The 24,473-nt window shown below is 72.4% G+C and carries 15 protein-coding genes; 3 read left to right on the forward strand and 12 right to left on the reverse strand.

What is annotated here, in order from left to right; genetic code table 11:
• Positions 1-3: 3 nt before the first annotated feature.
• The 3 genes from QZ749_RS13165 to QZ749_RS13175 form a co-directional block, all read right to left on the reverse strand.
• The gene (locus tag QZ749_RS13165) at positions 4-840 is read right to left on the reverse strand and encodes a universal stress protein (RefSeq protein ID WP_296947550.1); all 837 of its coding nucleotides are present in this window, start codon (positions 838-840) and stop codon (positions 4-6) included.
• 125 nt (positions 841-965) lie between these two features.
• Complete coding sequence (locus QZ749_RS13170) at positions 966-1,826, reverse strand: universal stress protein (RefSeq protein WP_296947553.1); 861 nt, start codon at positions 1,824-1,826, stop codon at positions 966-968.
• A 343-nt stretch (positions 1,827-2,169) separates the two neighbouring features.
• Positions 2,170-3,969, reverse strand: coding sequence for a glycosyltransferase family 39 protein (locus QZ749_RS13175; protein WP_296947556.1), 1,800 nt, complete (start codon positions 3,967-3,969; stop codon positions 2,170-2,172).
• A 583-nt stretch (positions 3,970-4,552) separates the two neighbouring features.
• On the opposite strand from QZ749_RS13175, the gene QZ749_RS13180 reads away from it, so the two are divergent.
• Positions 4,553-5,011 carry a DoxX family protein gene (locus tag QZ749_RS13180; protein WP_296947559.1) on the forward strand — a complete coding sequence of 153 codons (459 nt, stop codon included), beginning with the start codon at positions 4,553-4,555 and terminating at the stop codon, positions 5,009-5,011.
• 54 nt (positions 5,012-5,065) lie between these two features.
• On the opposite strand, the gene QZ749_RS13185 is transcribed toward QZ749_RS13180, so the two are convergent.
• The 9 genes from QZ749_RS13185 to QZ749_RS13225 form a co-directional block, all read right to left on the reverse strand.
• Positions 5,066-5,983: a diguanylate cyclase gene (locus QZ749_RS13185; protein ID WP_296947562.1), complete on the reverse strand. Its 918-nt coding sequence runs from the start codon at positions 5,981-5,983 to the stop codon at positions 5,066-5,068.
• Positions 5,980-9,570, reverse strand: a complete 3,591-nt coding sequence (locus QZ749_RS13190) for a hybrid sensor histidine kinase/response regulator (RefSeq protein ID WP_296947565.1) — start codon at positions 9,568-9,570, stop codon at positions 5,980-5,982. The genes QZ749_RS13185 and QZ749_RS13190 overlap by 4 nt, the downstream gene beginning before the upstream one ends.
• Positions 9,567-10,925, reverse strand: a complete 1,359-nt coding sequence (locus QZ749_RS13195; protein ID WP_296947568.1) for an oxygenase MpaB family protein — start codon at positions 10,923-10,925, stop codon at positions 9,567-9,569. The genes QZ749_RS13190 and QZ749_RS13195 overlap by 4 nt, the downstream gene beginning before the upstream one ends.
• Positions 10,925-11,779 carry a carotenoid biosynthesis protein gene (locus QZ749_RS13200; protein WP_296947570.1) on the reverse strand — a complete coding sequence of 285 codons (855 nt, stop codon included), beginning with the start codon at positions 11,777-11,779 and terminating at the stop codon, positions 10,925-10,927. Before QZ749_RS13200 ends, QZ749_RS13195 begins: the two co-directional genes overlap by 1 nt.
• A gap of 118 nt (positions 11,780-11,897) precedes the next feature.
• The gene (locus tag QZ749_RS13205; RefSeq protein ID WP_296947572.1) at positions 11,898-14,132 is read right to left on the reverse strand and encodes a TonB-dependent receptor; all 2,235 of its coding nucleotides are present in this window, start codon (positions 14,130-14,132) and stop codon (positions 11,898-11,900) included.
• Between the two features lie 265 nt (positions 14,133-14,397).
• The gene (locus tag QZ749_RS13210) at positions 14,398-14,985 is read right to left on the reverse strand and encodes a GNAT family N-acetyltransferase (protein WP_296947575.1); all 588 of its coding nucleotides are present in this window, start codon (positions 14,983-14,985) and stop codon (positions 14,398-14,400) included.
• The gene (locus tag QZ749_RS13215) at positions 14,982-16,322 is read right to left on the reverse strand and encodes a metal-dependent hydrolase (protein ID WP_296947577.1); all 1,341 of its coding nucleotides are present in this window, start codon (positions 16,320-16,322) and stop codon (positions 14,982-14,984) included. The genes QZ749_RS13210 and QZ749_RS13215 overlap by 4 nt, the downstream gene beginning before the upstream one ends.
• Positions 16,323-16,443: 121 nt before the next feature.
• Positions 16,444-17,094: a 4'-phosphopantetheinyl transferase superfamily protein gene (locus QZ749_RS13220; protein WP_296947580.1), complete on the reverse strand. Its 651-nt coding sequence runs from the start codon at positions 17,092-17,094 to the stop codon at positions 16,444-16,446.
• On the reverse strand, positions 17,058-21,080 hold the full coding sequence (locus QZ749_RS13225; protein WP_296947581.1) for a Pls/PosA family non-ribosomal peptide synthetase: 4,023 nt from the start codon (positions 21,078-21,080) through the stop codon (positions 17,058-17,060). Before QZ749_RS13225 ends, QZ749_RS13220 begins: the two co-directional genes overlap by 37 nt.
• A 246-nt stretch (positions 21,081-21,326) precedes the next feature.
• Here QZ749_RS13225 and QZ749_RS13230 point away from each other — a divergent pair, with 246 nt between their 5' ends.
• Positions 21,327-22,889 carry a methyl-accepting chemotaxis protein gene (locus QZ749_RS13230; protein WP_296947583.1) on the forward strand — a complete coding sequence of 521 codons (1,563 nt, stop codon included), beginning with the start codon at positions 21,327-21,329 and terminating at the stop codon, positions 22,887-22,889.
• 127 nt (positions 22,890-23,016) lie between these two features.
• Positions 23,017-24,471 (forward strand): oxygen-independent coproporphyrinogen III oxidase, encoded by a 1,455-nt coding sequence (hemN, locus tag QZ749_RS13235; protein ID WP_296947586.1) that lies wholly within the window; start codon positions 23,017-23,019, stop codon positions 24,469-24,471.
• Positions 24,472-24,473 lie beyond the last annotated feature (2 nt).

The raw sequence follows: 24,473 nt of genomic DNA on the forward strand, positions 1-24,473 counted from the left end.
GGGCTAGTGGGCGAGGAGGGTCGGGACCGTGGTGGCGCGCAGCAGCGCCTCCGTCGTCCCGTCGAGCAGGCGTTCGCGCAGGCGCGGGCGGCCGTAGGCGCCCATGACGAGCAGGCCGGCGTCGTCGCGGGCAATATGCGCCAGCAGCGCCGCGCCGACGCCGTGCGGCGCGCCCGCGTGGGCGGCGTGCGTGCGGATGCCGTGGCGTGCCAGCCAGCCGGCCAGCGCCAGGCAGGGATCGTCGTCGATGCGCGGCGCCGGCCCGTGCGCCTCGACGTGCAGCACGGTGACGGCGCGCGCGCGGCGCAGCAGGGGCAGGGCGGCGGTGACGGCGCGGGTCGCGGCGGTGCTGCCGTCCCACGCCACCAGCGCCGCGCCGTCCAGGCCGGCGTGCCGGCCCGCGCGCGGCAGCACCAGCAGCGGCCGCCCCGCGTGCAGCAGGAGCTGCGCCGGCAGGTCGCCCGAGGCCGGCGGCGCCACGATGCCGTGTTCCGGCTGGCCGACGATGGCCAGGTCGGCATAGCGCGCCTGCAGCGCCAGGCCGCCGTCGATGTCGTCGTCGACCAGGCGCGCCTCGAAGGAGGCGACGTCTTCCGCGCGCGCGACGCGTTCGAAGCGTTCCAGCGCTTCCCGTGCGTCGGCGCGCAGCGCGGCGCAGCACGTGGCCAGCGCGGGGCCGCCGTGCGCCAGCACCTGCGGCGGCACGAAGCGCGACACGCCGGTCGCGGCGGCGCCGACCAGGTGCGCGGCGAAGGTGCGCGCCAGCCGCGCGGCCAGGCGCAGGCGCTCGTCGGCCGCGGCGGCCAGGTCCGCATGGACGAGGATGGTCTTGTAGCACATCGTTGTTTCCTTTCGCGGCCCGGCCCCGGGCCGCCATGGTTGGCATGCATGGCCGGCGATGGCCGGCGGCCGGGCGCACCGCCATCGCCTGCCGTGTCCGCCGCGCCCTGGCGGGGCCGGTCCTGTCAGTGGGCGAGCAGCAGGGGCACCGGGCAGCGCGCGAGCAATGCGCGCGTCACCCCGCCCAGCACCCATTCGCGGTAGCGGCTGTGGCCGTAGGCGCCCGCGACCACCAGGCCGGCGCCGCAGTCGCGCGCCAGCGCCAGCAGCGCGTCGCCGGCGGTGGAGACGGTGCGTTCCAGGACGACGTCGACGCGCACGCCCTGGCGCGCCAGGTACAGGGCCATGTCGGCGCCGGGCTGCTCGCCGTGCAGCTCGGACAGCTCGTCCGGGTTGACGAGGGCCAGCTCGACGCTGTCCGCCTGCCGCAGCAGCGGCAGGGCGGCGCCGATCGCGCGCAGCGCCTGCAGGCTGCCGTCCCAGCCGACCACGGCGCGGCCCGGGATCGGCAGGCCGCCGTAGGATGGCGGCACCACCAGTACCGGCCGCGCGCCGTGCAGCGCCAGGAATTCGGGCAGGCCGCGCACGTGCGGCGCGAGGCCGCCATCGTCCGCCTGCGCCGGCGTGGCCGGATCCTGGCTGAGCACGACGAGGTCGGCGTAGCGCGATTGCAGCAGCAGGGCGTAGCGGGCATCGTCGTCGATCACGCGGGTCTCGACGGCGTCGACGCCGAGCTGCTGCGCGGCGCGCCGGAACGCTTCCAGGCGCGCCCCGGCGGCCTCGCGCAGCCCGCGGAAATCCCTGTCCGGATCGGGCGCCGGCGCACCCATCGATCCCGTCAGGACCGCATAATCGAGCCAGGAAATGCCGGTGGCGGCGCTGCCGACCAGGTGCGCCTGGTGCTGCCCGGCCAGCAGCGCGGCCGCGCGCACGCGGCTGTCCTGGCGCGGCTGGCCGTCGATATGGACCACGATCGTCTTGTACATGGGATCTCCTTTCGGGAACGGTGAACAACGTCGGGCGATACCGTTAATGTAGGGCACGCATGCATTGGCGTCAGGCCGTCATTTGATGAGGATCAAAAAATCAAATGATTTTTATGGGCGCTGCCGGGGATTGCCCGCGGCGCTGGCGTGACGCGGGTGGGGGGAGGGGATGTGTCGATGATGTGGGCGCGATGGCCTCGGCGCGAAGGGCGCCGCATGTGCGGGTCGTTGGCGCTGCGCTGCGGCGACGGGATCGCGTTTGCCGCGAGCGTGGCGGACGCGGCGGCCTGCGGCGGCCTCCTGCGCGCAAGGGACGGGGGCGCGACCGGCGCGCCGCCCGGGCCTACGGCGTGGCGATTACGCTGCGCCGCGCGTCGGCCGCCACCACGCGCAGCGGCACACCCCGCGCGCGCAGCTTCCCGACCAGGTCGGGGCGGATGATCGCCACGCCCGGGATGCCCGCCCGCGCGTCGCGCGTCCAGCGCGCGGCGAAGGCGTCGAGCGTCGGCATCGCCAGTTCCGGCTGCTGCGCCAGGCCGAAGGCGAATTCGTCCTCGTAGTCGACCAGCGTCACGGTGCGGCCCAGGTAGAAGGTCAGCGCCTGTTCGTACATGCCCACCGAGTACAGCCGGGTGGCCGGCGTCAGCGTCGCGCGCAGCGCGGGCAGCAGGTTGGCGCCGGTGCGCAGCGCCGCCACCGGTCCGAAGCCGGCCATCAGCAGCTGCCCGGCCAGGAAGCCGCCGAGGGCGATCGCCAGGACGTGGCCGTTGATGTGGCCGCTGACGTGGCCGCCCACGTTGCCGAGCAGGCGGGCCCGGGCCCGGCCGCGCCGCAGGTCCCACAGCGCGGCGCCGGCGCCGCCCAGCATGGCCAGGCCGCCCGCGGCGATCCAGGGCGTCCAGGCGCGGTAGGCGGCCGCTTCGGCCGGGATGCGCGCGAAGCTGCCGGCGCAGGCCGCCGCCGCCAGCAGGGCGATGCCGGCCAGGCCCGCGAGCAGCGCGTTGGCGGCGAGGACGCGGCGCGGCGCTTCCCCGGCATAACGGCCCAGCAGCAGGGCCAGCGCGGGGAACGCCGGCAGGATGTAGCCCGGCAGCTTGGAACTCGAGGCCGAGAAGAAGGCGACGATGACGACGACCCAGGCCAGCGCCAGCAGGCGCGGGCGGAAGGTCGCGCTGTCCGCCGCGTCGCGGCGCGCGCCGGCCGCCAGGCCGTGGGCCAGCAGGCCCAGCCAGGGGATGCTGCCGACGGCCAGCAGGGCCAGGAAGTACCACCACGGCGCCTCGCGGTGGTGCTCCTTGAGCAGGAAGCGCTCGACGTGCTCGTGGATGAAGAAGAAGTGCGGCTGTTCCGGATTGCGCAGGCCCACCAGCACGAACCAGGGCGCGGCGACCAGCAGGAACAGCGGCAGGCCGCGGGCGATGTGCAGGCGCTTCCAGATGCCGGTGTCGCGCGCGGCGAGCGCATAGGCGACCAGCGCGGCGCCGGGCAGCACGATCCCGATCAGTCCCTTGGCCAGCACGGCCAGCGCCATGCCGGCCCAGCAGGCCAGCATCCAGTGGCGGCGAGCGCGTTCCCCGATGCCGGGACGCTGGGCCAGCAGCAGGGCGCACAGCGCCAGCGTCATCATCGCGGACAATCCCATGTCGAGCGAATCGACCTGGCCGCCGGCCACCCAGTACAGGCAGGCGCCGAGCACCAGCGCCGCATGCAGGCCGGTGCGCGCGCCGAACACGCGCGCGCCGGCAAGGCCCGTCATCAGCACGCCGAAGATGGCGCACAGCCCCGTCCACAGGCGCGCCTGCCACTCGCCCAGGCCGAAGGCGGCGAAGGTGAGGGCGTTCATCCAGGTCTGCAGCGGCGGCTTCTCGAAATACTTGATGCCGTTCAGGCGCGTGGTGATCCAGTCGCCGCCGGCGAACATCTCGCGCGCCATCTCGGCGTAGCGGCCTTCGTCGGGCGGCACCAGCGTGCGCAGCGACAGCACGTACAGCGTGACGAGGACGAAGCCGGCGGCGAGCGCGAGGACGAGCGCGACGACGGGCGCGCCGGCGCGCGCCGCGGGCCGCGCCGGCGTGGCGGGGCGGGAGGAAACGAGGTGCTGGAGGGCCGTGTCCGCGTGTTCGGCCGGCAGGTGCTTGGTCATGCTGGAATCTTCCGTTGCGTCGTGGGCGCCCGTCAGGGCGATGCTGCGAGCATTGTGAACGATATTTACCGACGCAAAACGGACAGGCGGATTACATTTACGTAAGGTTTGCGCCGAAAAAGGCGCTGTTCGCGCTAACGCGGCACGCCGTCCGGCAGCCGCTGCCAGCCCGTCACCTCTGCGGGGTCGCGCGACCATCCTGGCCGCACGGCGCTTGCGTGCACAGCGATAGCGCTTCAGGTGCGGCCAATGCGTCATCGCACGCCCGAGCCGGCATCGCCGTCTCTCCATGTCTTACCGCGACAACGGGTATGACCCGCCGGGACCGGGCCCGGTTCGCACGATCGACGCGTACGGCGCCAAAAAAAATCCGCCGGCGCTGCAACGCCGACGGACGAAAGTCGAGAGTGTCCTGTGAGAAGACGGCGCCATCCTACCGCGCGCAGATGTCGGCATGATGACAGCGGACGCCGCCGTCGCGCTGCGAATCCTGCGAAAGGAGGAGCCGGGCCGCGTGGCGGCGGTGTAGATTGGGCATCCCGCCCGACCTTCGCGCGTGGCGCCGCTTTCGCAAGGAGACCCCATGACCGTATCCGCCCCGTCCACCACGTCCACCACGTCCACCACGTCCGCCACCGCGTCCGCCGCCGACCGGCCCGGCTCCCTCGACCGCGCGGTGCGCACGGCCGGCCGCCTGATGGTGGGCGTCCTGTTCGTCTGGGCCGGCATCGACAAGATCCAGGGCTGGTCCGGCGCGCTGCAGGAAGTGGCGGGCGGCGGCCTGCCGTTTCCCGCCCTGACGCTGGGGCTGACCATCCTGCTGCAGGTGGCGGCCGGCGCCGCCGTCATGCTGGGGCGCTGGCTGCGTCCCGCATGCTGGGCGCTGGCCGCCTTCACGGCGCTGGCGACGGTGCTCTACCACGGCTTCTGGCACGCCGCCGGCGCGGCCCGCCACGCCGAGCTGATCACGTTCATGGAGCATGTCTGCATGGTGGGCGGCCTGCTGGTCGTGTCGACACTGGAAGGCCGGCCGCGCGCCTGAGCGCGGGCGCATCAGGCCGACGGTCCCCTGCCGGCGGAGTCGGCCCGGGCGGATTCAGGCGGCCACGTCGCGCCAGGCCACGCGGTTGCGGCCGTCCTGCTTGGCGCGGTACAGCTGGGCGTCGGCCGCCTCGAACAGTTCGGCGGCGCTCTCCATGCCGTCCTGGCCCAGCGTGGCGCCGCCGATGCTGACGGTGACCACCGGGGCCGCCAGCGAGCCCTCGTGCGCGATCTGCAGCGCGGCGACGGCGGCGCGCAGCTCGTCGGCGGCGACGCGCGCATGGACGGCCGTCGTCTGCGGCATCATCAGCACCAGTTCCTCGCCGCCGTAGCGCGCCGCCAGGTCGGCCGGACGGCGCAGCCAGGTGCCGGTGCTGCGCGCCACCGCGCGCAGGGCGCGGTCGCCGGCCGGGTGGCCGTACGTGTCGTTGTACTGCTTGAAGCAGTCGATGTCGAGCAGGGCCACCGACAGCGGCCAGCCGTTGCGCTGGGCACGCTGCCATTCCATCGCATACAGTTCGTCGAAGCGGCGCCGGTTGGCCAGCTCGGTCAGGCCGTCGACGTTGGCCAGGCGCTCCAGCATGTGGCGCTGGCGCGCCAGCTGCAGGTGCAGCGCCACGCGCGCCATCACGACGGTGGCGTTGAACGGCTTGGCGATGTAGTCCGAGGCGCCCATCTTGAGGCCGTTGGCCTCGTCCTCCGGGCGGTCCAGTCCGGAAATGAAGATCACCGAGATGCGTTCGGTGTGCGGGTCGGCGCGCAGCCGCCGCAGGACTTCGTAGCCGCTCAGGTCGGGCATCATCACGTCCAGCAGCACTAGGTCGGGCGCGTGGCGCGCCGCCCGTTCCAGCGCCTGCTCGCCGTTCTTGGCCAGCAATACCGTGTACTCCGGCTTGAGCAGTTCGGCCAGCACCTGGCGGTTGACCGGGTCGTCGTCGGCGACCAGCACCTTTTGCGGTTCGGTCAATGTCATGGCGGCGCTCCCGTGCGGGCGCCGGCATCGAGCGCCGCTTCCAGCAGTTCGAGCCGCGCCAGCGCGGCATCGTATTCGATGTCGTCGACGGCCGTGCGCAGCGGCGCCACCAGGTTGTCGTGGGCGCCGCCCAGCAGCGCTTCGAGTTCGGCCAGCGCGTCGTCGGCGCGGGCGTCGTCGGTGCGCAGGAAGTCGCGCAGGCGCGCCAGCGGCGCGCGGGGATCGCGCACGGGGGCATGCTCGCCTCCCTGCTGGCGCGCGGCGGCCAGCGCGCGCACCCGCGCCAGTCCCTCCAGCGCGCCGTCGAGCATGACCACCAGGTCGGGCGCCAGCGTGGCGATGCGCTCAAGGCGGCCGGCGCGCAGGTCCTGCTCCAGCGCGCCGGCCAACGCCGCCAGCGGCGCCATGCCCAGGTAGGTCGCGCCCGACTTCAGGTTGTGCGCCAGCGTCTGCAGCGGCGCGTAGTCGCCGCCGGCCAGCGCGTCGCGCATGCGCTGCGGCGCGGCGCCATATTCCTGCAGGAAGCCGGCGACGCGCTTGTGCAGGCGCGCCGGCTGGCCGCCGGCGCTGGCCAGCGCGCGCTCCCAGTCGACGCCGCGCACCGGCGGCAGGCCGGCGACGGACGCGGACACGGCTGCCGCCGCGGGCGCCGCTGCGGCCGGCACGCTGCGGCCCGCGAGCCGGCGCGGGTCGATCCACTTGAGCAGGGCGCGGAACAGCAGGTCGGGATCGATCGGCTTGACCACGTGGTCGTTCATGCCGGCTTCCAGGCTCTTCTCGCGGTCGCCCGCCATCGCGTGCGCCGTCATCGCCACGATCGGCAGCGTGGCGCGTCCGGGCATGGCGCGGATCAGGCGCGCGGCCGACAGCCCGTCCATGCCGTGCATCTGGATGTCCATCAGCACCAGGTCGTAGTCGTGCGCGCGCACCATCTCCACGGCCTGGGCGCCGTCGGTGGCGACGTCCACGCGCAGGCGCGCGACCGCCAGGAAGTCGACCGCCACCTCGCGGTTGTTGGCGTTGTCGTCCACCAGCAGGATGCGCGCGCCGTCCAGGCGGTCCAGCTCGGACGCCGCGACCGCGCCGCCGGCATCCCGGCCGCCATCGGGCGCGCCGTGCCCCGCCAGCTCCGGGCGCAGCACCTGCACCAGGCTGTGGTACAGCAGCGCCGGGCCGACCGGCTTGGTGAGGAAGCCGGACAGCGGCAGTTCGCCCTCGCGCTGCAGCACGCCCTCGCGGGTCCAGGCGCTGATCATCAGGATCGCCGGCGGGGCGGCGAACCTGCGGTCGGCGCGGATGCGGCGGATGGTCTCGACGCCGTCCCAGCCGGGCATCAGGTAGTCCATCAGCACGACCTGGTACGGCGCGTTGGCGTCCATGGCGGCGGCCAGGCGCTCCAGCGATTCCTCGCCGGACGCGGCGGCGTCGGCGTGGATGCCGAAGCCGCGCAGCATCTCGACCAGGGCGTCGCGCGCGCTGGCGCTGTCGTCGACGACCATCACGCGCATGCGCTGCAGCGCGGCGGCCGACAGCGGCGTCGTCGTGCTGTCGGCCGCGGCGATGCCCAGCGGGACGGTGAAGCTGAAGCGGCTGCCGACGCCCGGCGTGCTGCTGACGTCGATGGTGCCGCCCATCAGCTCGACGAGCTGCCTGGAGATCGACAGGCCCAGGCCGGTGCCGCCGTACTTGCGCGTGACGGAGCTGTCGGCCTGCGTGAAGGACTGGAACAGGCGCGCCAGCTGCTCGGCATCCATGCCGATGCCGGTGTCGCTGACGGAAAAGCGCAGCACCGTCTGGTCCTCGCCGCGTTGGGCGACCTCGACGGCGACGACGATCTCGCCGTCCTCGGTGAACTTGACGGCGTTGCTGGTGAGGTTGACCAGCACCTGGCCCAGGCGCAGCGGATCGCCGACCAGGCGCGTCGGCACGCCGCGCGCCACGCTGAACACCAGTTCGACGCGGCGGGCGTCGAGCTTGATGGCGCTCAGGCTGGACAGGTGCTCGAGCATCTCGTCGAGGTCGAAGGGCACGCGGTCGACGGTCATGCGGCCGGCCTCGATCTTGGAAAAGTCGAGGATGTCGTTGACGATGCCCAGCAGGTGTTCGCCGGCGCCGAGGATCTTGCCGAGGTAGTTGCGCAGCTTGGGGTTGGGGTCGGCCATCAGCGCCAGCCGGCTCATGCCGATGATCGCGTTCATCGGGGTGCGGATCTCGTGGCTCATGTTGGCCAGGAACTCCGACTTCATGCGGGTCGCGGCCTCGGCGCGCACCATGGCGTCCTGGATGCCCTTGGTGCGCAGGCCCAGGATGCGCATGAACACCACCATGTCGAAGGTACCGCCGAACTGGGTCGCGTGCAGGGTCCAGAACGTCGCGTCCAGGTTGCCCTTGATGACTTCGGCGCCGATCACCGAGGTGCCGAAGCTAACGGCCCAGCCGGCCAGGAAATAGGTGCCGACGTGGTCGCCGCGGCGCGCACGGCGGAAGGCGCCGGGCAGGCCGAGCAGCATCGGCATGATGCCCAGCGTGCTGATGATCGCGACCACCTGCTCGTCGTCGAGCAGGCCGGCCGCGAACACGACCGAGGACAGCATGCACAGCGCGGCGCCGGTGGTCATCAGGCGCTTGAAGATGCGGTCCAGGCCGGGGCGCGGCAGGGCGCTGCCGACGAACAGGTAGGCGCCGCAGGCGCACAGCAGGGAAATGGTGGCGGTGCCGCGCGTGGTGGCCCATGCGTTGCCGCCCCACAGGTACTGGGCGCCCAGGCCGAAATAGGCGAAGTTGTACAGGCCCAGGCCGCCGATCAGCAGCGCGTACTTGGCGAACAGGGTCTGGCGCAGGTTGACCGCCTGGGCCAGGCTGTACAGCAGCAGGCACAGCGTGAGGCCGGCCAGCAGGCCCTGCAGCATCTGCTCGTCGAGCTCGCGCCCCAGGAAGGCGTCGGGCCGCTCGAAGCTGAGCGGCAGGATCTTCGGCCCGTTGGTGTCGACGCGCACCAGCACCTCGTAGTGCGCGCCCGGTTCCAGCGTCAGGCCGAACGCGGCCACGCGGCCGCCGAGCGCGCCCTGCGGGGCCTGGCCGGTGCCGGCCACCGCGTGCTGCTCGATGCGGCCGGCGCGCGCCAGGTAGAGGTCGACGCGGTTGAGCAGGCCGAAATCGAGCTTCGCGATCCAGCGGCCGTCGCCGCCGTCCCCGACCTGCAGCGGCACGCGCACCCACACCGGCCCCTTTTCCATGCCCAGCGTGGCGTAGGCGCCCGACGGCGTCGCGAAGCGCTCGGGCGCGGCCAGCACTTCCGTGGCCTGCAGGCGGCCGTCGGGATCGCGCAGCACGGTCGCCGCCGGCCAGGCCTCGACGTGCGGCGCGCGCTCGTCCAGCACGAGCGGGGCGGCGGACGCCACCGGGATGCCGGCGGCGCGCGCCGGCGACATCGCCAGCGCCAGGCATTGCAGCAGGCATAGCGCCAGTAATGACGCCAACGACGGCACCAGCGACGGCACAAACGACGGCACCAACGACGGCACCGGCCACCGCGCCAGCCACTGCGGGGCGCGCGCGATGCGCGGCGAGGACGGGAAACGGGTCATCGCGCGCGTCCTCCGCTGCGGCCGGTGAGGCGGTCTTCGAGCCGGACCATCCAGCGCGGCGCGCGCGGATCGGCCTGCCAGCCCTGCACCGTGGCATGCACCCGGTCGAGCAGGGCGTCGGGCAGCTTGAGCGGGCGTGTCTGGTCCATCAGCAGGCGCACGGTCAGGTGGTAGCCGAGCACGCGCGTGGCCAGGCGCGCCAGCGAGAAGCCCGGCCACAGCGGCCGCGCCAGCGCGTCGAGCCCGCGCGCCAGGCCCGCGCAGGCGGCGAACGCCAGCCGTGCCGGCAGCGACACCTTGCCGTCCAGGCCCAGGTCGCGCGACGCGCGCGCGCCGCACAGGCGGCGCGTCAGCAGCACCGGGAAGGGCTTGAGCAGGCCCAGCGGAATGTAGCGCTGCATCGCCGCCACCAGGTCGGCCGCCAGCGCCGGGCGCGGGTCGGGCCGGCGCACGCTGTCGCGGTTGCGCGCCTGGATGTCCTCGAACAGCGCGCGCGCCCGGTCCATCGTGTCGGCCATCAGCGCGCGCTCGATGCCGAGCACGTGGCCCAGCACGTTCCAGGCATGCAGGTAGGCCGCTTCGTCGGCGGAGGCGGCGGGGATGCCGAGGCGGCGCATGCCGTCCACGAACACGTAGCCGAAGGTCAGCAGCGTGTAGGCCAGCTCTTCCTGGTTGCAGGGCAGGCCGAGGCGGTCGATGTCCCAGCCCTGCGCATACAGCAGGTGGTGCAGGCCGGCGCCGCGCGCGGCGATGCGCGGCAGGCGGCGCGGCGCCACCATGGCGTCGGCCGGCGCGCCGCGCAGGACCAAGTGGCGGATGGTGGCGTGGATCAGGCGCACCTTGAGCGCCTGGGCGATGCCGCCGCCGTCCGGCGCCGTCATCCCGCCGCGCATCATGACGGGGAAGATCATGGCGGCCGTCGAGCGCACCCGGTAGTCGGTGTGCTGCTCGAGCTGCCCGGCCACGTGCAGCACGGCGGCCAGGTCGGGCACCACGTAGCATTGCGGCAGGCTGGCGCAGAACAGCAGCGTGCACGACGCCATGCTCATGTCCATGAACAGGGCCTCGGCGCGCGCGATGGCGGCGGGATCGGCCCACGCCGGCAGCACGCGCGCGGCCGCCACGTAGTCCTCCAGCGCGGCGGCCATGTGCGGCGGCAGGCCGGGGCTGGCGCACCAGCCGTCGAGGTCGCCGTTCAGCTTCCAGCGCGCGATCTCGCCGTTGAGCAGCGCGATGGCGTCGAGGTCCGGGCCGCCGCCGGCCGCCGGGCCGAGGGCGCGCGCGATCGTGGCATCGGCGAGCGGGTCGGCGCGCAGGCAGGGGTCGTCGGCGGATGGGGTCGGGTCGTCGCGCATCACGCGGCCTCCTTCAGGGTGGCGCCGGCCGCCGGCGCGGCGCCCGCGGCGCGCCAGCGCAGCAGGCCGCAGCCGGCGGTCAACAGGGGGAAACCCATCGCGAACAGGGCGATGGTGCGCGCCTCGACCGGATAGCCGAGGCACACCTGGAACAGCATCAGGCCGGCGTACACCGACAGCGGCACCAGCACGTGGCGCGTGGTCGCCGGCGCGGTGGCGGTGGCGGTGGCGGTGGCGGGCTGGCGGCGCAGCCAGAGCCGGAACGCCAGCTGGATCGCGAACGCCACCGTCATCCAGCCGGCGAAGCCCTGCACGGTCTCGCCGAACCACCAGCCGTCGGTGCGCGCCATGGTCCAGGCGCGCAGCTTGTAGACCATGTAGGGATCGACGCCCAGGTCGTAGCAGGTGACGACGGTGGCGCCGACCAGCGCGCTCAGCACCGTCATCGGCAGGCCGGGAATGCGGGCCGACGGCGCCTGCCAGACGACCAGGTCGGCGATCACGTAGCCGCAGTAGCTGAGCGCGAACCACATCAGCGGGATCACGACCGGCACCGCGCCCAGGCGCGGCCCGAGCACGTCGGTATAGGTGTAGTCGCCGAAGAACCAGCCGCGCGTGGCGCCGAGTTCCTCGGCCACCCAGCCGATGGCGACGCCCGCCAGCAGCAGGCGCAGCGCGGCGCGGGGACCGAGCAGCCGGGCGGCGCTGGCCCAGCAGCAGCCGGCCATCAGCAGCGAACTGGCCACCAGCAGGGTGCTGGTGTCGCCGAAGCCGCGCAGGCACAGAACGAGCAGGAAGGCGGCCAGCAGCAGGGCGCTGGCCAGGGCGAGATGGCGGTGCGGCAGCGAGGTCATGGGCGATGGCTCCAGTGGCGCGAACGAGGAAAACGGTGGCAACGGTGGAAACGGTGGAAACGACGCGGCGTGGCGCGACCGGCCGGCGGACGGCGCGCGCCGTCCGCGCGGGGCCGCCTCAGTAGCGGTAGTCGAAGCGCACGTCCGCGGTGCGCGGTGCCGACGGCGCCGCCAGGCCGGAGGCGTTGATCGACACCGGGCGCACGTCGTCCTCGAGGTTGCGCACCCGCGCCACCACGCTCCAGCGCGCGCCGTCGGGCTCCCAGCCCAGGCGCAGGTCCGATTCCGTATGGCCCGGCACGCGGAACATCAGCTGCTGCGTCGGCACCGACAGCAGGTAGCCTGAGCTGGCCCGGGTGGCGGCGCCGGCGACCAGGCTGCCGCCGGACAGGCGGAAGCGGTGCTCGTAGCCGAGCGTCAGCGTGCGCGTCGGGGTGCGGTCGAGCTTGACGCCGGCCCAGGAATGCACGCCGTCCGGCGCGTAGCGGGTGTAGTGGGCGTCGAGCAGGCCGGCCGCGTACGTCAGGCGGTCGGCCGCCGACAGCAGCACCTGGCCCTCGGCTTCGAGGCCGCGCACGCTGGCCTGGCCGGCGTTGCTGGTGTCGAAGCGGGGCTTGCCGTTGACGACGGTTTCGGCCGACAGTTGCAGGTTGCGGTAATCGTAGTGGAATGCCGCCAGGTTCAGGCTGGCGCGGTTGTTCCAGAAACGCGTCTTCAGGCCGCCTTCGTAGGCGCGCACGGTCTCGGGCTGGTAGACCAGGGTGGCCGCCGGCACGGCGCTGGCGTCCGGGCAGGCGATGCCGTCCACGACCGCGCCGGCCACGCAGCCGTCGTTGAAGCCGCCCGACTTGTAGCCGGTCGCGACGGCGCCGTACAGCAGCGTCGCCGGGGCCAGGTCGTAGTCCAGGCCGAGGCGCCAGGTGGTCTTGCTGGTGGAGATCGCGCTGGCGTTCAGCTCGCGCGGATCGGTGGCCGGGTCGAAGACCGGCGTCTGCTGGTAGCCGATATAGCCGCGGCGCGTCTTGTCGTCCTCGGTGTAGCGGGCGCCGGCGGTGGCGCGCAGGCGCGGCAGCAGCGCATAGGTGGCCTGGCCGAACACGGCCTTGCTGCGCGAGACGGTCGGGTCGTTGACGAACACGTAGTGCGGCGTCAGGCCGACCGCTTCCAGGCCGCTGAAGTCGTACCGGGCGCTGGTCTTTTCGCGGAACCAGTAGACGCCGGCCTGGGCCTGCAGCGGGCCGGCGCCGCGCGTGGCGATGCGCAGCTCGTGCGAATCCTGCACGTAGTGGGCGTCGAAGTCCTGGTTCGCGCCGATGGCGATGGCGGGCGCGACGCGGTAGTAGAAGTTGTAGCGGTACTGGTGTTCGTAGTCGCGGTGCGCGCCCAGCCAGGACAGCGTGGCCGGCCCCAGGTTCCAGTTCAGCTCGGACGACAGGGCGTCCGTCTTCTTGTGCGAGTAGCCCTGCTGCTGCGCCACGTTGGGGGCGATGAAGCGGTAGGTCAACACGTCGCGGGTGGCGGCGTCCTTCCACACCGGCTTGCCGCTGGCGATGCCGTCGTAGAAGTTCGCGTCCGGCACCGTGCTGTCGTTGTTGGTGTCGTCGCGGCTGGTCTCGTAGCGCACCAGCAGGTCGGCGTCGCGGCCGAGGGCGAGTTTCGCCGCCAGGCGCGCGGCGCGGTCGTCGCGGTCCAGGCCCAGGCGGCGCGTGACGCCGGGGCCGTTGCGCAGGTACGGGTCGTGCTCGTTCCAGGTCGCGGCGGCGCGCAGCGCGAGCACGTCGTTGACCGGCACGTTGACCATGGCGCCGGCCTGGCGCGCGCCGTGGTCGCCCGCGGTGACGTCGAAGCCGGCATCGAAGCGCCGCTCGGGCGCCTTGCTGATCACGTTGATCACGCCGGCCGTGGTATTGCGCCCGTACAGGGTGCCCTGGGGGCCGCGCAGCACCTCGACGCGCTCGACGTCGTAGAAGGTGACGTTCTGGCTCTGCGGGCGCGCCAGGTAGATGCCGTCCACCATGAAGGCGGCCGACGGGTCGCCCTTGTCGGTATTGTCGGCGCTGGAGATGCCGCGGATCGTCACGCGCAGGCCGTCGAACGCGTTCTCGATGAAGGTGTTGGGCAGGCGCTGGCCGAGCGCGCCCGGGGTGTCGAGCCCGGCCCGCTCCAGTTGTTCGCCCTGGAGGACGCTCAGCGCCACCGGCGTCTTCGATTCCGGCGTGGTCATGCGCTGGGCCGTGACCATCACTTCCTGGATGCCGTCGCCGGTGCTCTGCGCCTGGGCGCTGCCCGCGACGATGCCGGCGACCGCGAGCGCCAGCAGCTTGGGGTTCGTGCGAACCCGTCGATCTTTCATGAGACTTCCCTGTGTTCTTCTTTGCGCCGCCCCGCCGACCGCGTCGTGCGGTGCGGCCACCCGGGATCGCATCAGCGACCGGCATTTATTGGTAATGGGTGAGAACAGGTAGTCTATCAGGTAGAAATGACGAGAAATAGTGTTCAATTACCACAGAGATACGAAATTTCTCGTGCACAACAATCTGGCCCCGCTTTCGATGTCGGAACGGCATCGCTGCCGCCGTTTCGCACGCGCCGGGGGGCAAGGGAGGCCCTCCGCGTCGCTAGTCGCGGGGATTGACGAGGGAGGTCAGCACCATGTCTTCCCAGCGGCCGGCGATCCGCAGGTAGGAGCGGGCCAGGCCTTCGCGCACGAAGCCGAGGCGCCCGAGCAGCGCGGCGCTGCGGGCGTTGGCCGGCATGTGGCAGGCCATGATGCGGTGCAGGCCTTCGTGCGCGAACATGTGGGCGATGGCGGTCGCCGCCACCTCGTGCATCAGGCCGGTGCCCTGGCGGTGCGCCGCCACCGAAAAGCCGAGGTGGCAGGCCTGGAACGGTCCGCGCACGATGTTCGTGAACGAGCAGGTGGCGAGCAGCGCCGCGCCGTCGCCGCCGTCGTCGCCCGCGTCGTCAGCGTCGGCGCGCGCGAAGGCGAGGAAGTGCAGTGCGCTGCCGGCGCGCGCCTCGGCCAGCGAGCGCTCCAGGCGCGCGCGCGCCGCCTCCAGCGTGAAGTCGGCCGGCGTGCGCGCCGGCTCCCATGACGCCAGGTGGGCGCGGTTGGCAATGCGATAGGCCTGCAGCAGCGGCGCGCTGGCGGGCGAGGGCACGCACAGCGTCGTGCGGGCGGTGTGCAGGATCGGCAGGTCGTTCATGGCGCGGCCAGCAGGTCGGCGCGCGGCATCCCCCAGCCCGGCACCGGATGCGGGCAGGGGGCCTGCGCCAGGGCGGCGTAGTCGATGGTCGAGAAATTCGGGGTGCCGGGCGGGCTCCAGCGCACGTCGGTCGCCACGCCGTTCGCCAGCCAGGGCGCGCGCGCGAAGCGCAGCCAGGCGTTGACATGGCAGTCGTGCGCGCCCAGCGTGCGCAGGACGGCGAGGTCCAGGCGCTCGTCCGCGGTCCAGGCCAGGGCGGTCGCGCCGCTCGGCGCCGCGCCGGCGATGGGCGCCGGGCAGGCGCCGACCGGCGCGACGCCGGGCGCGATGGCGAGCAGGCCGCGGCGCAGGTGGTAGCCGGCCGCGCCGTGAACGGCGCCGCGGGCCGCGTCGTCTCCCGCGCTGCGGGCCGCGTCGTCTCCCGCGTTGCGGGCGACTGTCACGAAGGACCAGCACAGCGGATTGGCGGGATAGGCCGACAGCGCCACGTCGAGCAGGCGCTCGCCGCCGTCCAGGCGCGCGATCTCGGCGGCGATCATGCCGCGCGCCGCATGCATGGCCGCGGCCTGGACCGCGACGAAGGCCAGCGATGCCGCCAGGCCGGCGGCCAGGGCCGTGCGGCGGCGGCGCGGGCGCTGCGTGGTGGTGGCGGTGGCGGTAGTGGGCGCGGTGGCGTCGGCCGACGGTGCGGCGCCGCGGCGCTGCAGCCACGCCAGCACGGCGCCCAGCAGCAGCAGTCCGGCCAGCGAGCCCCATGGCAGGAAACCGGCGAGCGTGAAGCCGGCCGGCACCGCGACCAGCAGCGCCAGCCAGGCCCGGCGCAGCCACGGCCGGCGCACCATGGCGGCGAGCGGCACGCCGAAGGCGATCCAGAACACCGGCTCGACGATGAACACGAGGTCGCCGTAGTACCAGCCGGCGTCGAACGGCCAGAACGGGTGCACGCCATAGACGTTCAGGCCATCCATCCCGATGTGCAGCAGCAGGCCGGCGCCGGCCGCGAGCACGGCGCCGCGGCGCGCGGGGGCGCTGGCGCGCAGCAGGCGCCGCGCGCCCGGCCACAGCAGCCAGACCAGGCCCAGCAGCAGGGCCGCCTCGCCGACGGCGACCAGCAGCGTGTGCGTGTGGCCCCGGTGGTGCAGCAGGTAGCCGAGCGGCGCTTCGAGCAGCCGCGTGAGCACCAGGTCGAGGTCGGGGAAATTGCTGGCCAGGCAGCAGACGGTGAGCAGCAGGCGCGCGCGCAGGCGCTCGGCGGCGGTATCGGGTTCGGGCGCCAGGCTGCGGTCGATCAGGGCGCCGATGCCGAGGCCGACGACGGAGTGGGTCAGGTTATCCATCCTGCAATCTTACCCGTAACGCACAACGGGCGCGATGCCGATGGGGAACGTCGAATTTCGCAACTAACCGACCGGCGGTGGCAACAGACGAGGCACGGCGCCGCCAGTGCGCGCGGGCGCCTCAGCCCAGCGCCAGGTAGCCCACGTAGCCCACGTAGCCCTCCGGCAGGGCCAGCGGCAGGCAGGCGCAGCGTTCCAGCGCCGGTGCGACGGCCGCTTGCCACTCCTCGAGCTGGCGCCCCAGGCACTTGAGGCGCGCCTCGTGCAGGCTCCAGGCGTGCGCGAAGGCGGCCGGGCGCGCGTCCGCCGCCAGCGACGCCAGCGACGCCGCCGCGGCCGGGCCGAGGTAGTCGCGCGCCACCGCTTCCCAGTCGGGCACCGGCTGGACCTGCATGACGTCGATGCCCACCGGCCCGTCGAAGCGCCAGGCCGCCAGCGACAGGGCGCCGTCGTGGCTGATGGCCAGCCAGGCGGCGCGCCCGCCCGGCGTGCCGTCGTCGACGCGGGCGCGTGGCGCCCGGCCCGGCGCCTCCTCCAGCCGGACGCGCGCGGGATCGACGCCGCAGGCCGCGGCCAGCGCGCCGCGCAGGGCGGCGCGGATGGCCAGGCGCGCGGCGGCGCGGTCGGCCTGCCCCGCCACGCCGACGACGGCCGGGGTAGGGGTAGAGGCCGCCGCCGCCGCCGCGTCGGCGCCATCCACCCAGCGGACGTCGACGGGAGCGCGCGCGGCCACGGTCAACCCCGCTGCGGCGCCGCCGGCAGGCCGTGCCACGCGGTGGCGCCGGGGATGTGTTCGCCCTTCATCACCAGCGTGAGCGGGCCGAGGCGCGCATTGTCGCCGACGCGGGCGCTGTACAGCACGGCGCTGCGCGGGCCGATATAGACCTTGCTGCCGATCTCGACGCGGTCGATCTTCATCACCCGGTCCTCGAACAGGTGGGTCTGCGGGCAGGACAGGGCGTTCAGCTCGCTGTGGTCGCCGATGGTCACGCAGTCGAACTCCGTGATGTCGGTCGTGTCCATGTAGACCCCGCGGCCGATGCGGCAGCCCAGCAGGTTGAAGGCCAGCGGCAGCCAGGGCGTGCCGCGCAGGTAGCGCATGAAGTTCGGCACCGCGATGCCCTCGTACATATTGGTGACGCCCTCGGACAGCCAGACGAACGGCGTCCACATCGGGTCGGCGCGCTTCTTGTAGCGGCCCAGCAGCAGCCACTTGAAGGCCAGCACGAACAGGTAGTTGCCGATGCCGAAGGCCAGGCCGATCAGGGCCAGGTCCCACAGCACCTCGCCCCAGCGGCCGGCGCCGGCCAGGGGCATCAGGTCCAGCACCACCGTGTAGCCCACCGCGATCACCAGCGCATGCGGGGCGACGATGCGGAAGGCCTCGACGACCGTGCGGCCCAGGCGGCGCAGCGCGGACGGGCGGTAGGTCAGGTGTTCCGGGTAGCCGCTGACCTGTTCGCGCGCCGGCAGGTGGATCGGCGGCGAGCCGAGCCAGGTGTCGCCGCCGCGCATGTGCGCGTTGGGCGGCGCATGGGTGTGCACGCCCACCAGCACGCCTTCCGGCAGCACGGTGCCGTCCGGGATGTAGCTGCCGTTGCCGACGAAGGAGCGGTTCGACACCACGGTCGGCTCCATCGTCATCCAGCCGCCGTCGATCTGCTCGTCGCCCAGCATGACGGCATCGGCGATGAAGGTCTCGTCGCCCAGCGTCAGCATGTCCGGCACCACGCCCAGCGCGGTCGAGATCTCGGCGTCGCGGCCGACCCTGGCGCCCAGCAGGCGGTACCAGAACGGCGCGAACACGGTCGCGTAGATGCCGTGCAGGACGTTCAGGCTGGATTCCTGGATGTGGCTGACCAGCCATTTCTTGCAGTAGGTATTGCTGTGCACGGCCGAGCGGCCCGGCTGCAGGCGCGGCAGGAAGCCCCAGCGGATCGCCGCCGACACCAGCATCGTCAGCGCGATCAGCACGGCGCTGGCCGGCAGCGCCAGCAGGAAGTAGCGCGCCAGCTGGCCCCAGACGGCATTCTGGTGGAAGCCGGGCAGGGCGCCGCGCTCGTCGAACCAGTCGATCAGCACGAAGCTGGGGAAGACGGGCATGAAGAACACGGTCGCCACCAGCAGGATGCCGAACACGAAGAACAGCGCTTCCCCGGCCAGGCGCGCGCGGCTGGCCACGGGGCGCGGCGGCAGCGTCGACGGGTCGAAGGCGCCGGTATCGCGCGCCGGCGAACCGGACCACACGCGGCCCTCCGGCACCGCGGCGCCGTCCTGCAGCGCCGACTGTCCCTCCAGGTGGCCACGCCGTCCGACATGGGTATTGCCTTCCAGGACGGCGTAGGACGCGATGCAGGCATCGTCGTCCAGCACGATGCGGCCCAGCACCAGGCGCCCGCGCTCGACGCGCGCGTTCTCGAAGTTGACGCCGTTGCCGATGCTGACGTTGTCGCCGACGCACAGGAGTTCCGGCGCGCGCAGCGTCATCGAGCCGATCACGACGTCGCGCCCGATCCGCGCGCCCAGCAGCCGCAGCCACCAGGCATACAGCGAGGAACCGGCCAGCAGGTAGACCGGCGCCGCCTCGACCAGGCGGTCGCCCAGCCACCAGCGGAAATAGGTGACGCCCCACAGGGGGTACGTGCCCGGTTCGAGCCGGCCGAGGAGACGCTTGCCGAGCATCGCCAGCACGAATTCGAACAGCGTCGCCAGCAGGAACACGCCGAGCGAGGCGGCGATCGCCCGGGCCACCGAATCGCCCGGGTCGCCCGTGAAGAAGTGGTAGGTGAAGAACGGCGCCAGCCACTGCGCCATGCGCAGCGTCACCAGCACCGGGACGGTCGCCAGCTGGGCCAGGCCGCAGGCCCAGCGCTTGATCCCGGACGGCGGCGTCCAGTCGGCTTCGACGGCGGCGGTGCCGGCGGCCTGGTCCAGGCTGGCGGCGATCGCGCCGACCTGGCGGTGCTGGTAGATGTCGCGCACCGTCACGTGGGCGAAGCGCGGGTCGGCGCGCAGGGCGCTGGCCAGGCGCGCGGCGAAGAAGGAGTGGCCGCCCAGGTCGGCGAAGAAGTCCAGCTCGCGCCGCACCGGCTGGCCCGGGAACAGCGTGGCCAGCGCGGCGAACAGCGCTTCCTCGCCCGGCGTCTCGGCCAGGTCGGATTCGGCCGCGTCGCCCGGCGGCGGCGCCGACAGCGCCATGGCCTTGAGGGCCTTGCGGTCGATCTTGCCCGAGGTCAGGCGCGGCATCACCGCCAGCGTCTCGAAGCGGCTCGGCACCATGTAGGGCGGCAGGCGGGCGGCCAGCGCGCGCCGCAGCGTGGCGGGGTTCGACTGCGCGCCGGTGGCGCCGGCGGCCGGCACCAGGTAGGCGACCAGGCGGTCGATGCCGTCGTCGCGGCGCAGCAGGACGGCGGTGGTGCCGATGCCGTCCTGCTGGGCCAGCACCGCCTCGATCTCGCCCAGCTCGACGCGGAAACCGCGGATCTTGACCTGGTCGTCGGTGCGGCCCAGGCACACCACCTGGCCGTCCGGCTCGATGCGCGCCAGGTCGCCGGTGCGGTACAGGCGCGGGTCGTCCGGACCCGCGCTCCAGGGATTGGGCAGGAATTTCTCGGCCGTCAGGTCGGGGCGACCCAGGTAGCCGGCCGACAGGCCCGGGCCGACGATGCACAGCTCGCCCGTGTCGCCGCGCGGCAGGATCCGCAGGCCCTTGTCGGTCTCGGTGGAAATCACCAGCAGGCCGTAGTTCGGCAGCGGCGTGCCGATGGTGATCGGCTTGCCCGGCTCCAGGCGCGCCAGGCTGGCCGAGACCGTCGCCTCGGTCGGCCCGTAGGTGTTGAACATCTGGCGGCCGGGGCGCGAAAAGCGCTCGACCACGGCTTCCGGGCACATCTCGCCGCCCAGGTTGATGATGCGCAGGCCAGGCACGTCCTCGGCGAACAGCGCGAGCAGCGTGGGCACCGCGTGCAGCACCGTCACGCCGTTCTCGGCCAGCAGGCGCGGCAGCGCTTCCGGGTCGCCGGCCGCTTCCTTCGGCCCCAGCCACAGCGTCGCGCCGACGAGGTAGGAGATCCAGATCTCTTCGAACGACATGTCGAAGGCGACCGAGAAGCCCTGGTAGACGCGGTCGGCGGCAACCACGCCCAGCATCGCGTTCTCGCTGCGCAGGAAGTGGCAGATGCTGCGCTGGTCGATCAGGATGCCCTTGGGCTTGCCGGTCGAGCCGGAGGTATAGATGACGTAGGCGGGCGCGTCGCCGGGCACCGCGCCGCGCCGCTGCAGGACGTGGCCGTCCGGCACGGGCGCCAGCAACTGCTCCGCCATGTGCACCGGCCGGGCGATGGCGCCCAGGCGCTCGCGCATGCGCTCGCTCGTCACCAGCGCGGGCGAGCCGGCGTCGTCCATGCACACCAGCAGGCGCTCGACGGGCGTGTCCTCGTCCACCGGCAGCCAGGCCGCGCCGGCCTTGGCGATGGCGGCCTGCATCACCAGCAGGTCGACGCCGCGCGGCATCCACAGGCCGACGATGTGGCCGGGCCGGATGCCGGCCTCGATCAGGCGCGAGGCGGCCACGTCGGCCAGCGCGTCCAGTTCGCCGTAGCTGAGCGTGCGGTCGGCGCTGACCAGGGCCGGATGGTCGGGCGCGCGGCGCGCGCTCGCCTCGAGCAGGTCGGCCAGGATTTCATGCCGCAGCAGCGCGGGCTGGTGCGGACCGTAGAGGACATCGGAATGCCGTGTCAGGGGAGAAAGATCGTTCATCGACGGCTAATGGTGAGGTCGGGTGGGCGAGAATGCAAGCGTGCGCCCGTGGGCAGGTCCAGCGGCAACGACGGGAACAGCGGTGACATCCCTGCAGCGTACCCGAATCGGCCGGGACCTGCTGCCGGGATGTCCTTCATGCACTATTTTGGGGCATTTTCGACACGAATTCCATAAAACTATTGCTGCTTGGAGGTACATTTCTTTACACTTGTGGTTGCCATAGGGAAATAAAAAGGAGCAGTCGTGCGCAAGAACCTGCCGGTGACCGGTATCGAACATCAACTGAAGGACGGCCAGTCGCTCGTGTCGAAGACCGATACGAAGGGACGCATCACCTACGTCAACCCGGCCTTCATGGAAGTCAGCGGCTTTGCGCAGGACGAACTGCTCGGCAAGGCGCACAACGTCGTGCGCCATCCGGACATGCCTCCCGAGGCATTCGCGGACATGTGGAAAACGCTCGAGGCCGGCGAACCGTGGACCGGGCTCGTGAAAAATCGCCGCAAGAACGGCGATTTCTACTGGGTGGTGGCGAACGTGGTGCCGATCAAGGAGCTGGGGCGCACGGTCGGCTACATGTCGGTGCGGACCAAACCCGCGCGCGCCGACGTGGCCGCCGCCGAGGAAGCCTACCGCCGCTTCGCCGCGCACGACGCCGCCGGCCTGGCGATCCGGCGCGGCGCGATCGTGCGCACCGGCTGGTGGGCGCGCCTGGCGGGCCTGCGCAACCTGCCGCTGGGCCGGCGCCTGGGCCTGATGCTGGGCGGGCAGGCGCTGCTGCTGGTGCTGCTGGCCGCGGCGGTCGACGGCCTGGCCTGGCGCGCATTGTCGCTGCTGGGCGCCGGCCTGACCCTGCTGGCCTGGGCCGAGCTGCAGCGCGCCATCGTGACGCCGCTGCACGACGCCCGCGCGGCCGTGTTCGCGCTGGCCGGCGGCGACCTGTCGCAGCTGCCGGAGCGCGGCCGCGACGACGAGATGGGCCGCCTGATGCTGGCGCTGCGCCAGCTGAACATCAACCTGACGGCGATCGTCGGCGACGTGCGCGCCAACGTCGCCTCGATCGAATCGGCCACGCGCGACATCGCCAGCGGCAACCTCGAACTGGCGCACCGCACCGAAGCCCAGGCCGCGAGCCTGGAGCAGACCGCCGCCAGCCTGGCCCAGATCGCCGCGGCGGCCGGCCACAACACCGACAGCGCGGTGCGCGCCGACGGCCTGGTCGATGCCGCGTCCGGCGTGGCGGGCCGCGGCGGCGACGCCGTGCAGGCGGTCGGAGCGACCATGGGCCAGATCAGCCATTCGGCCGCGCGCATCGTCGACATCATCGGGCTGATCGACGGCATCGCCTTCCAGACCAATATCCTGGCGCTGAATGCGGCGGTGGAAGCGGCGCGCGCCGGCGAGCAGGGCCGTGGCTTCGCCGTGGTGGCGGGCGAAGTGCGCTCGCTGGCCCAGCGCTCGGCCGGGGCGGCGAAGGAAATCAAGGCGCTGATCGAGGATTCGGTCGAGAAGGTCGGCCAGGGCAACGCGCTGGTCGGCAGCGCCGGCGACACGATGCGCGAGGTGGTCGCCTCCGTGCAGGACGCCGCCGCGATCATGCACGGCATCACCGCCTCCTCGCGCGAGCAGGGCCACGGCATCGCCCAGGTGAATGCGGCGGTGGCGCAGCTGGACGGCATCACGCGCCAGAACGCCGCGATGGTCGAGGAATCGGCGGCCGCGTCGTCCAGTGTTGCCGAACAGGCAAGGCACCTGTCGCAAGCGTTGTCGGTTTTTAAACTCGACCGCCATACGCCCGTCGCATAATCGACGTAGAACAGCTTTGGCTCGGTCATTTTTGATGCATGTCAAAGATTTGGCTAATCCCGATCCATAAACTCAGCCTATACGATTTCCGCGTGACATTTGTGACGCGGTAGGCCAGGAGTTTTTGATGAAGCTGTTCGATGTGGTTTCTGCCAGCAATAACACCGGCGCCGTCCGGGCGTTCCAGCCCGTGCTGCCCGCCGTCGAGTTCGACGCCGACCTGATCACGCGCCTGAGCCGCTCGGGCCCGCGCTACACCTCGTACCCGACCGCCGACCGGTTCACCGAATCGTTCGGCTACCGCGACTTCCTGCATGCCGTGGCCGACCTGCGCACGCGCGCCAGCGCCAAGCCGCTGTCGCTGTACCTGCACATCCCGTTCTGCGACACGGTCTGCTACTACTGCGCCTGCAACAAGATCGTCACCAAGAACCGCGAGAAGGCCGCCACCTACCTCGCCTACCTGAAGCGCGAGATCGAGATGCAGGGCCGCCTGTTCGCCGGCATGAACGACGTCGAGCAGCTGCACTTCGGCGGCGGCACGCCGACCTACCTGTCGGACGAGCAGATGGGCGAGCTGATGGACCACCTGCGCCGGTGCTTCCGCTTCGCGCCCGACGAGGCCGGCGAATACTCGATCGAGATCGACCCGCGCACCGTGTCGGTGGAGCGCGTGCACAGCCTGCGCCGGCAGGGCTTCAACCGCCTCAGCCTGGGCGTGCAGGACTTCGACGCCGACGTGCAGAAGGCGGTCAACCGCATCCAGCCGGAGGCCGAGACGGTCGCCATCATCGACGCCGCGCGCGCGGCGGGCTTCCGCTCGGTCAGCATCGACCTGATCTACGGCCTGCCGAAGCAGACCCCGGACACGATGCGCGCCACGCTGGACAAGGTGATCGCCGCCGACCCGGACCGCATCGCCGTCTACCACTACGCGCACATGCCGCACCTGTTCAAGCCGCAGCGTCGCATCCTCGACGGCGACATGCCGGACAGCGACACCAAGCTCAGGATGCTGCAGATCTGCATCGAGAAGCTGACCGGCGCCGGCTACGTCTACATCGGCATGGACCATTTCGCCAAGCCCACCGACGACCTGGCCGTGGCCCAGCTGCAGGGCCGCCTGCACCGCAACTTCCAGGGCTATTCGACCCATGCCGACACCGACCTGGTGTCGTGCGGCGTGTCGGCCATCAGCGCCGTCGGCGCCACCTACAGCCAGAACGTCAAGACGCTGGACGCCTACTACGACGCGCTCGACCGCAACGAGCTGCCGGTGGCGCGCGGCATCCGCCTGTCGATGGACGATGCGCTGCGCCGCAGCCTGATCCAGAAGCTGATGTGCCAGTTCGAGCTGTCGATCGCCGCCATCGAGCAGGCCTTCCCGATCGTGTTCTCGAAATACTTCGAGCGCGAGCTGGGCGAGCTGGCCCGGCTCGAGCGCGACGGCCTGGTCAACCTCGGCCCGGACTGGATCAGCGTGACCATGAAGGGCCGCCTCCTGATCCGCAACGTGTGCATGGTGTTCGACCGCTACCTCGCCATGCGCGGGACCGAGCCGCGCCATTCGCGCACGGTGTGAGG

The organism is uncultured Massilia sp. (assembly GCF_913773735.1).
Lineage (GTDB): Bacteria > Pseudomonadota > Gammaproteobacteria > Burkholderiales > Burkholderiaceae_D > Telluria.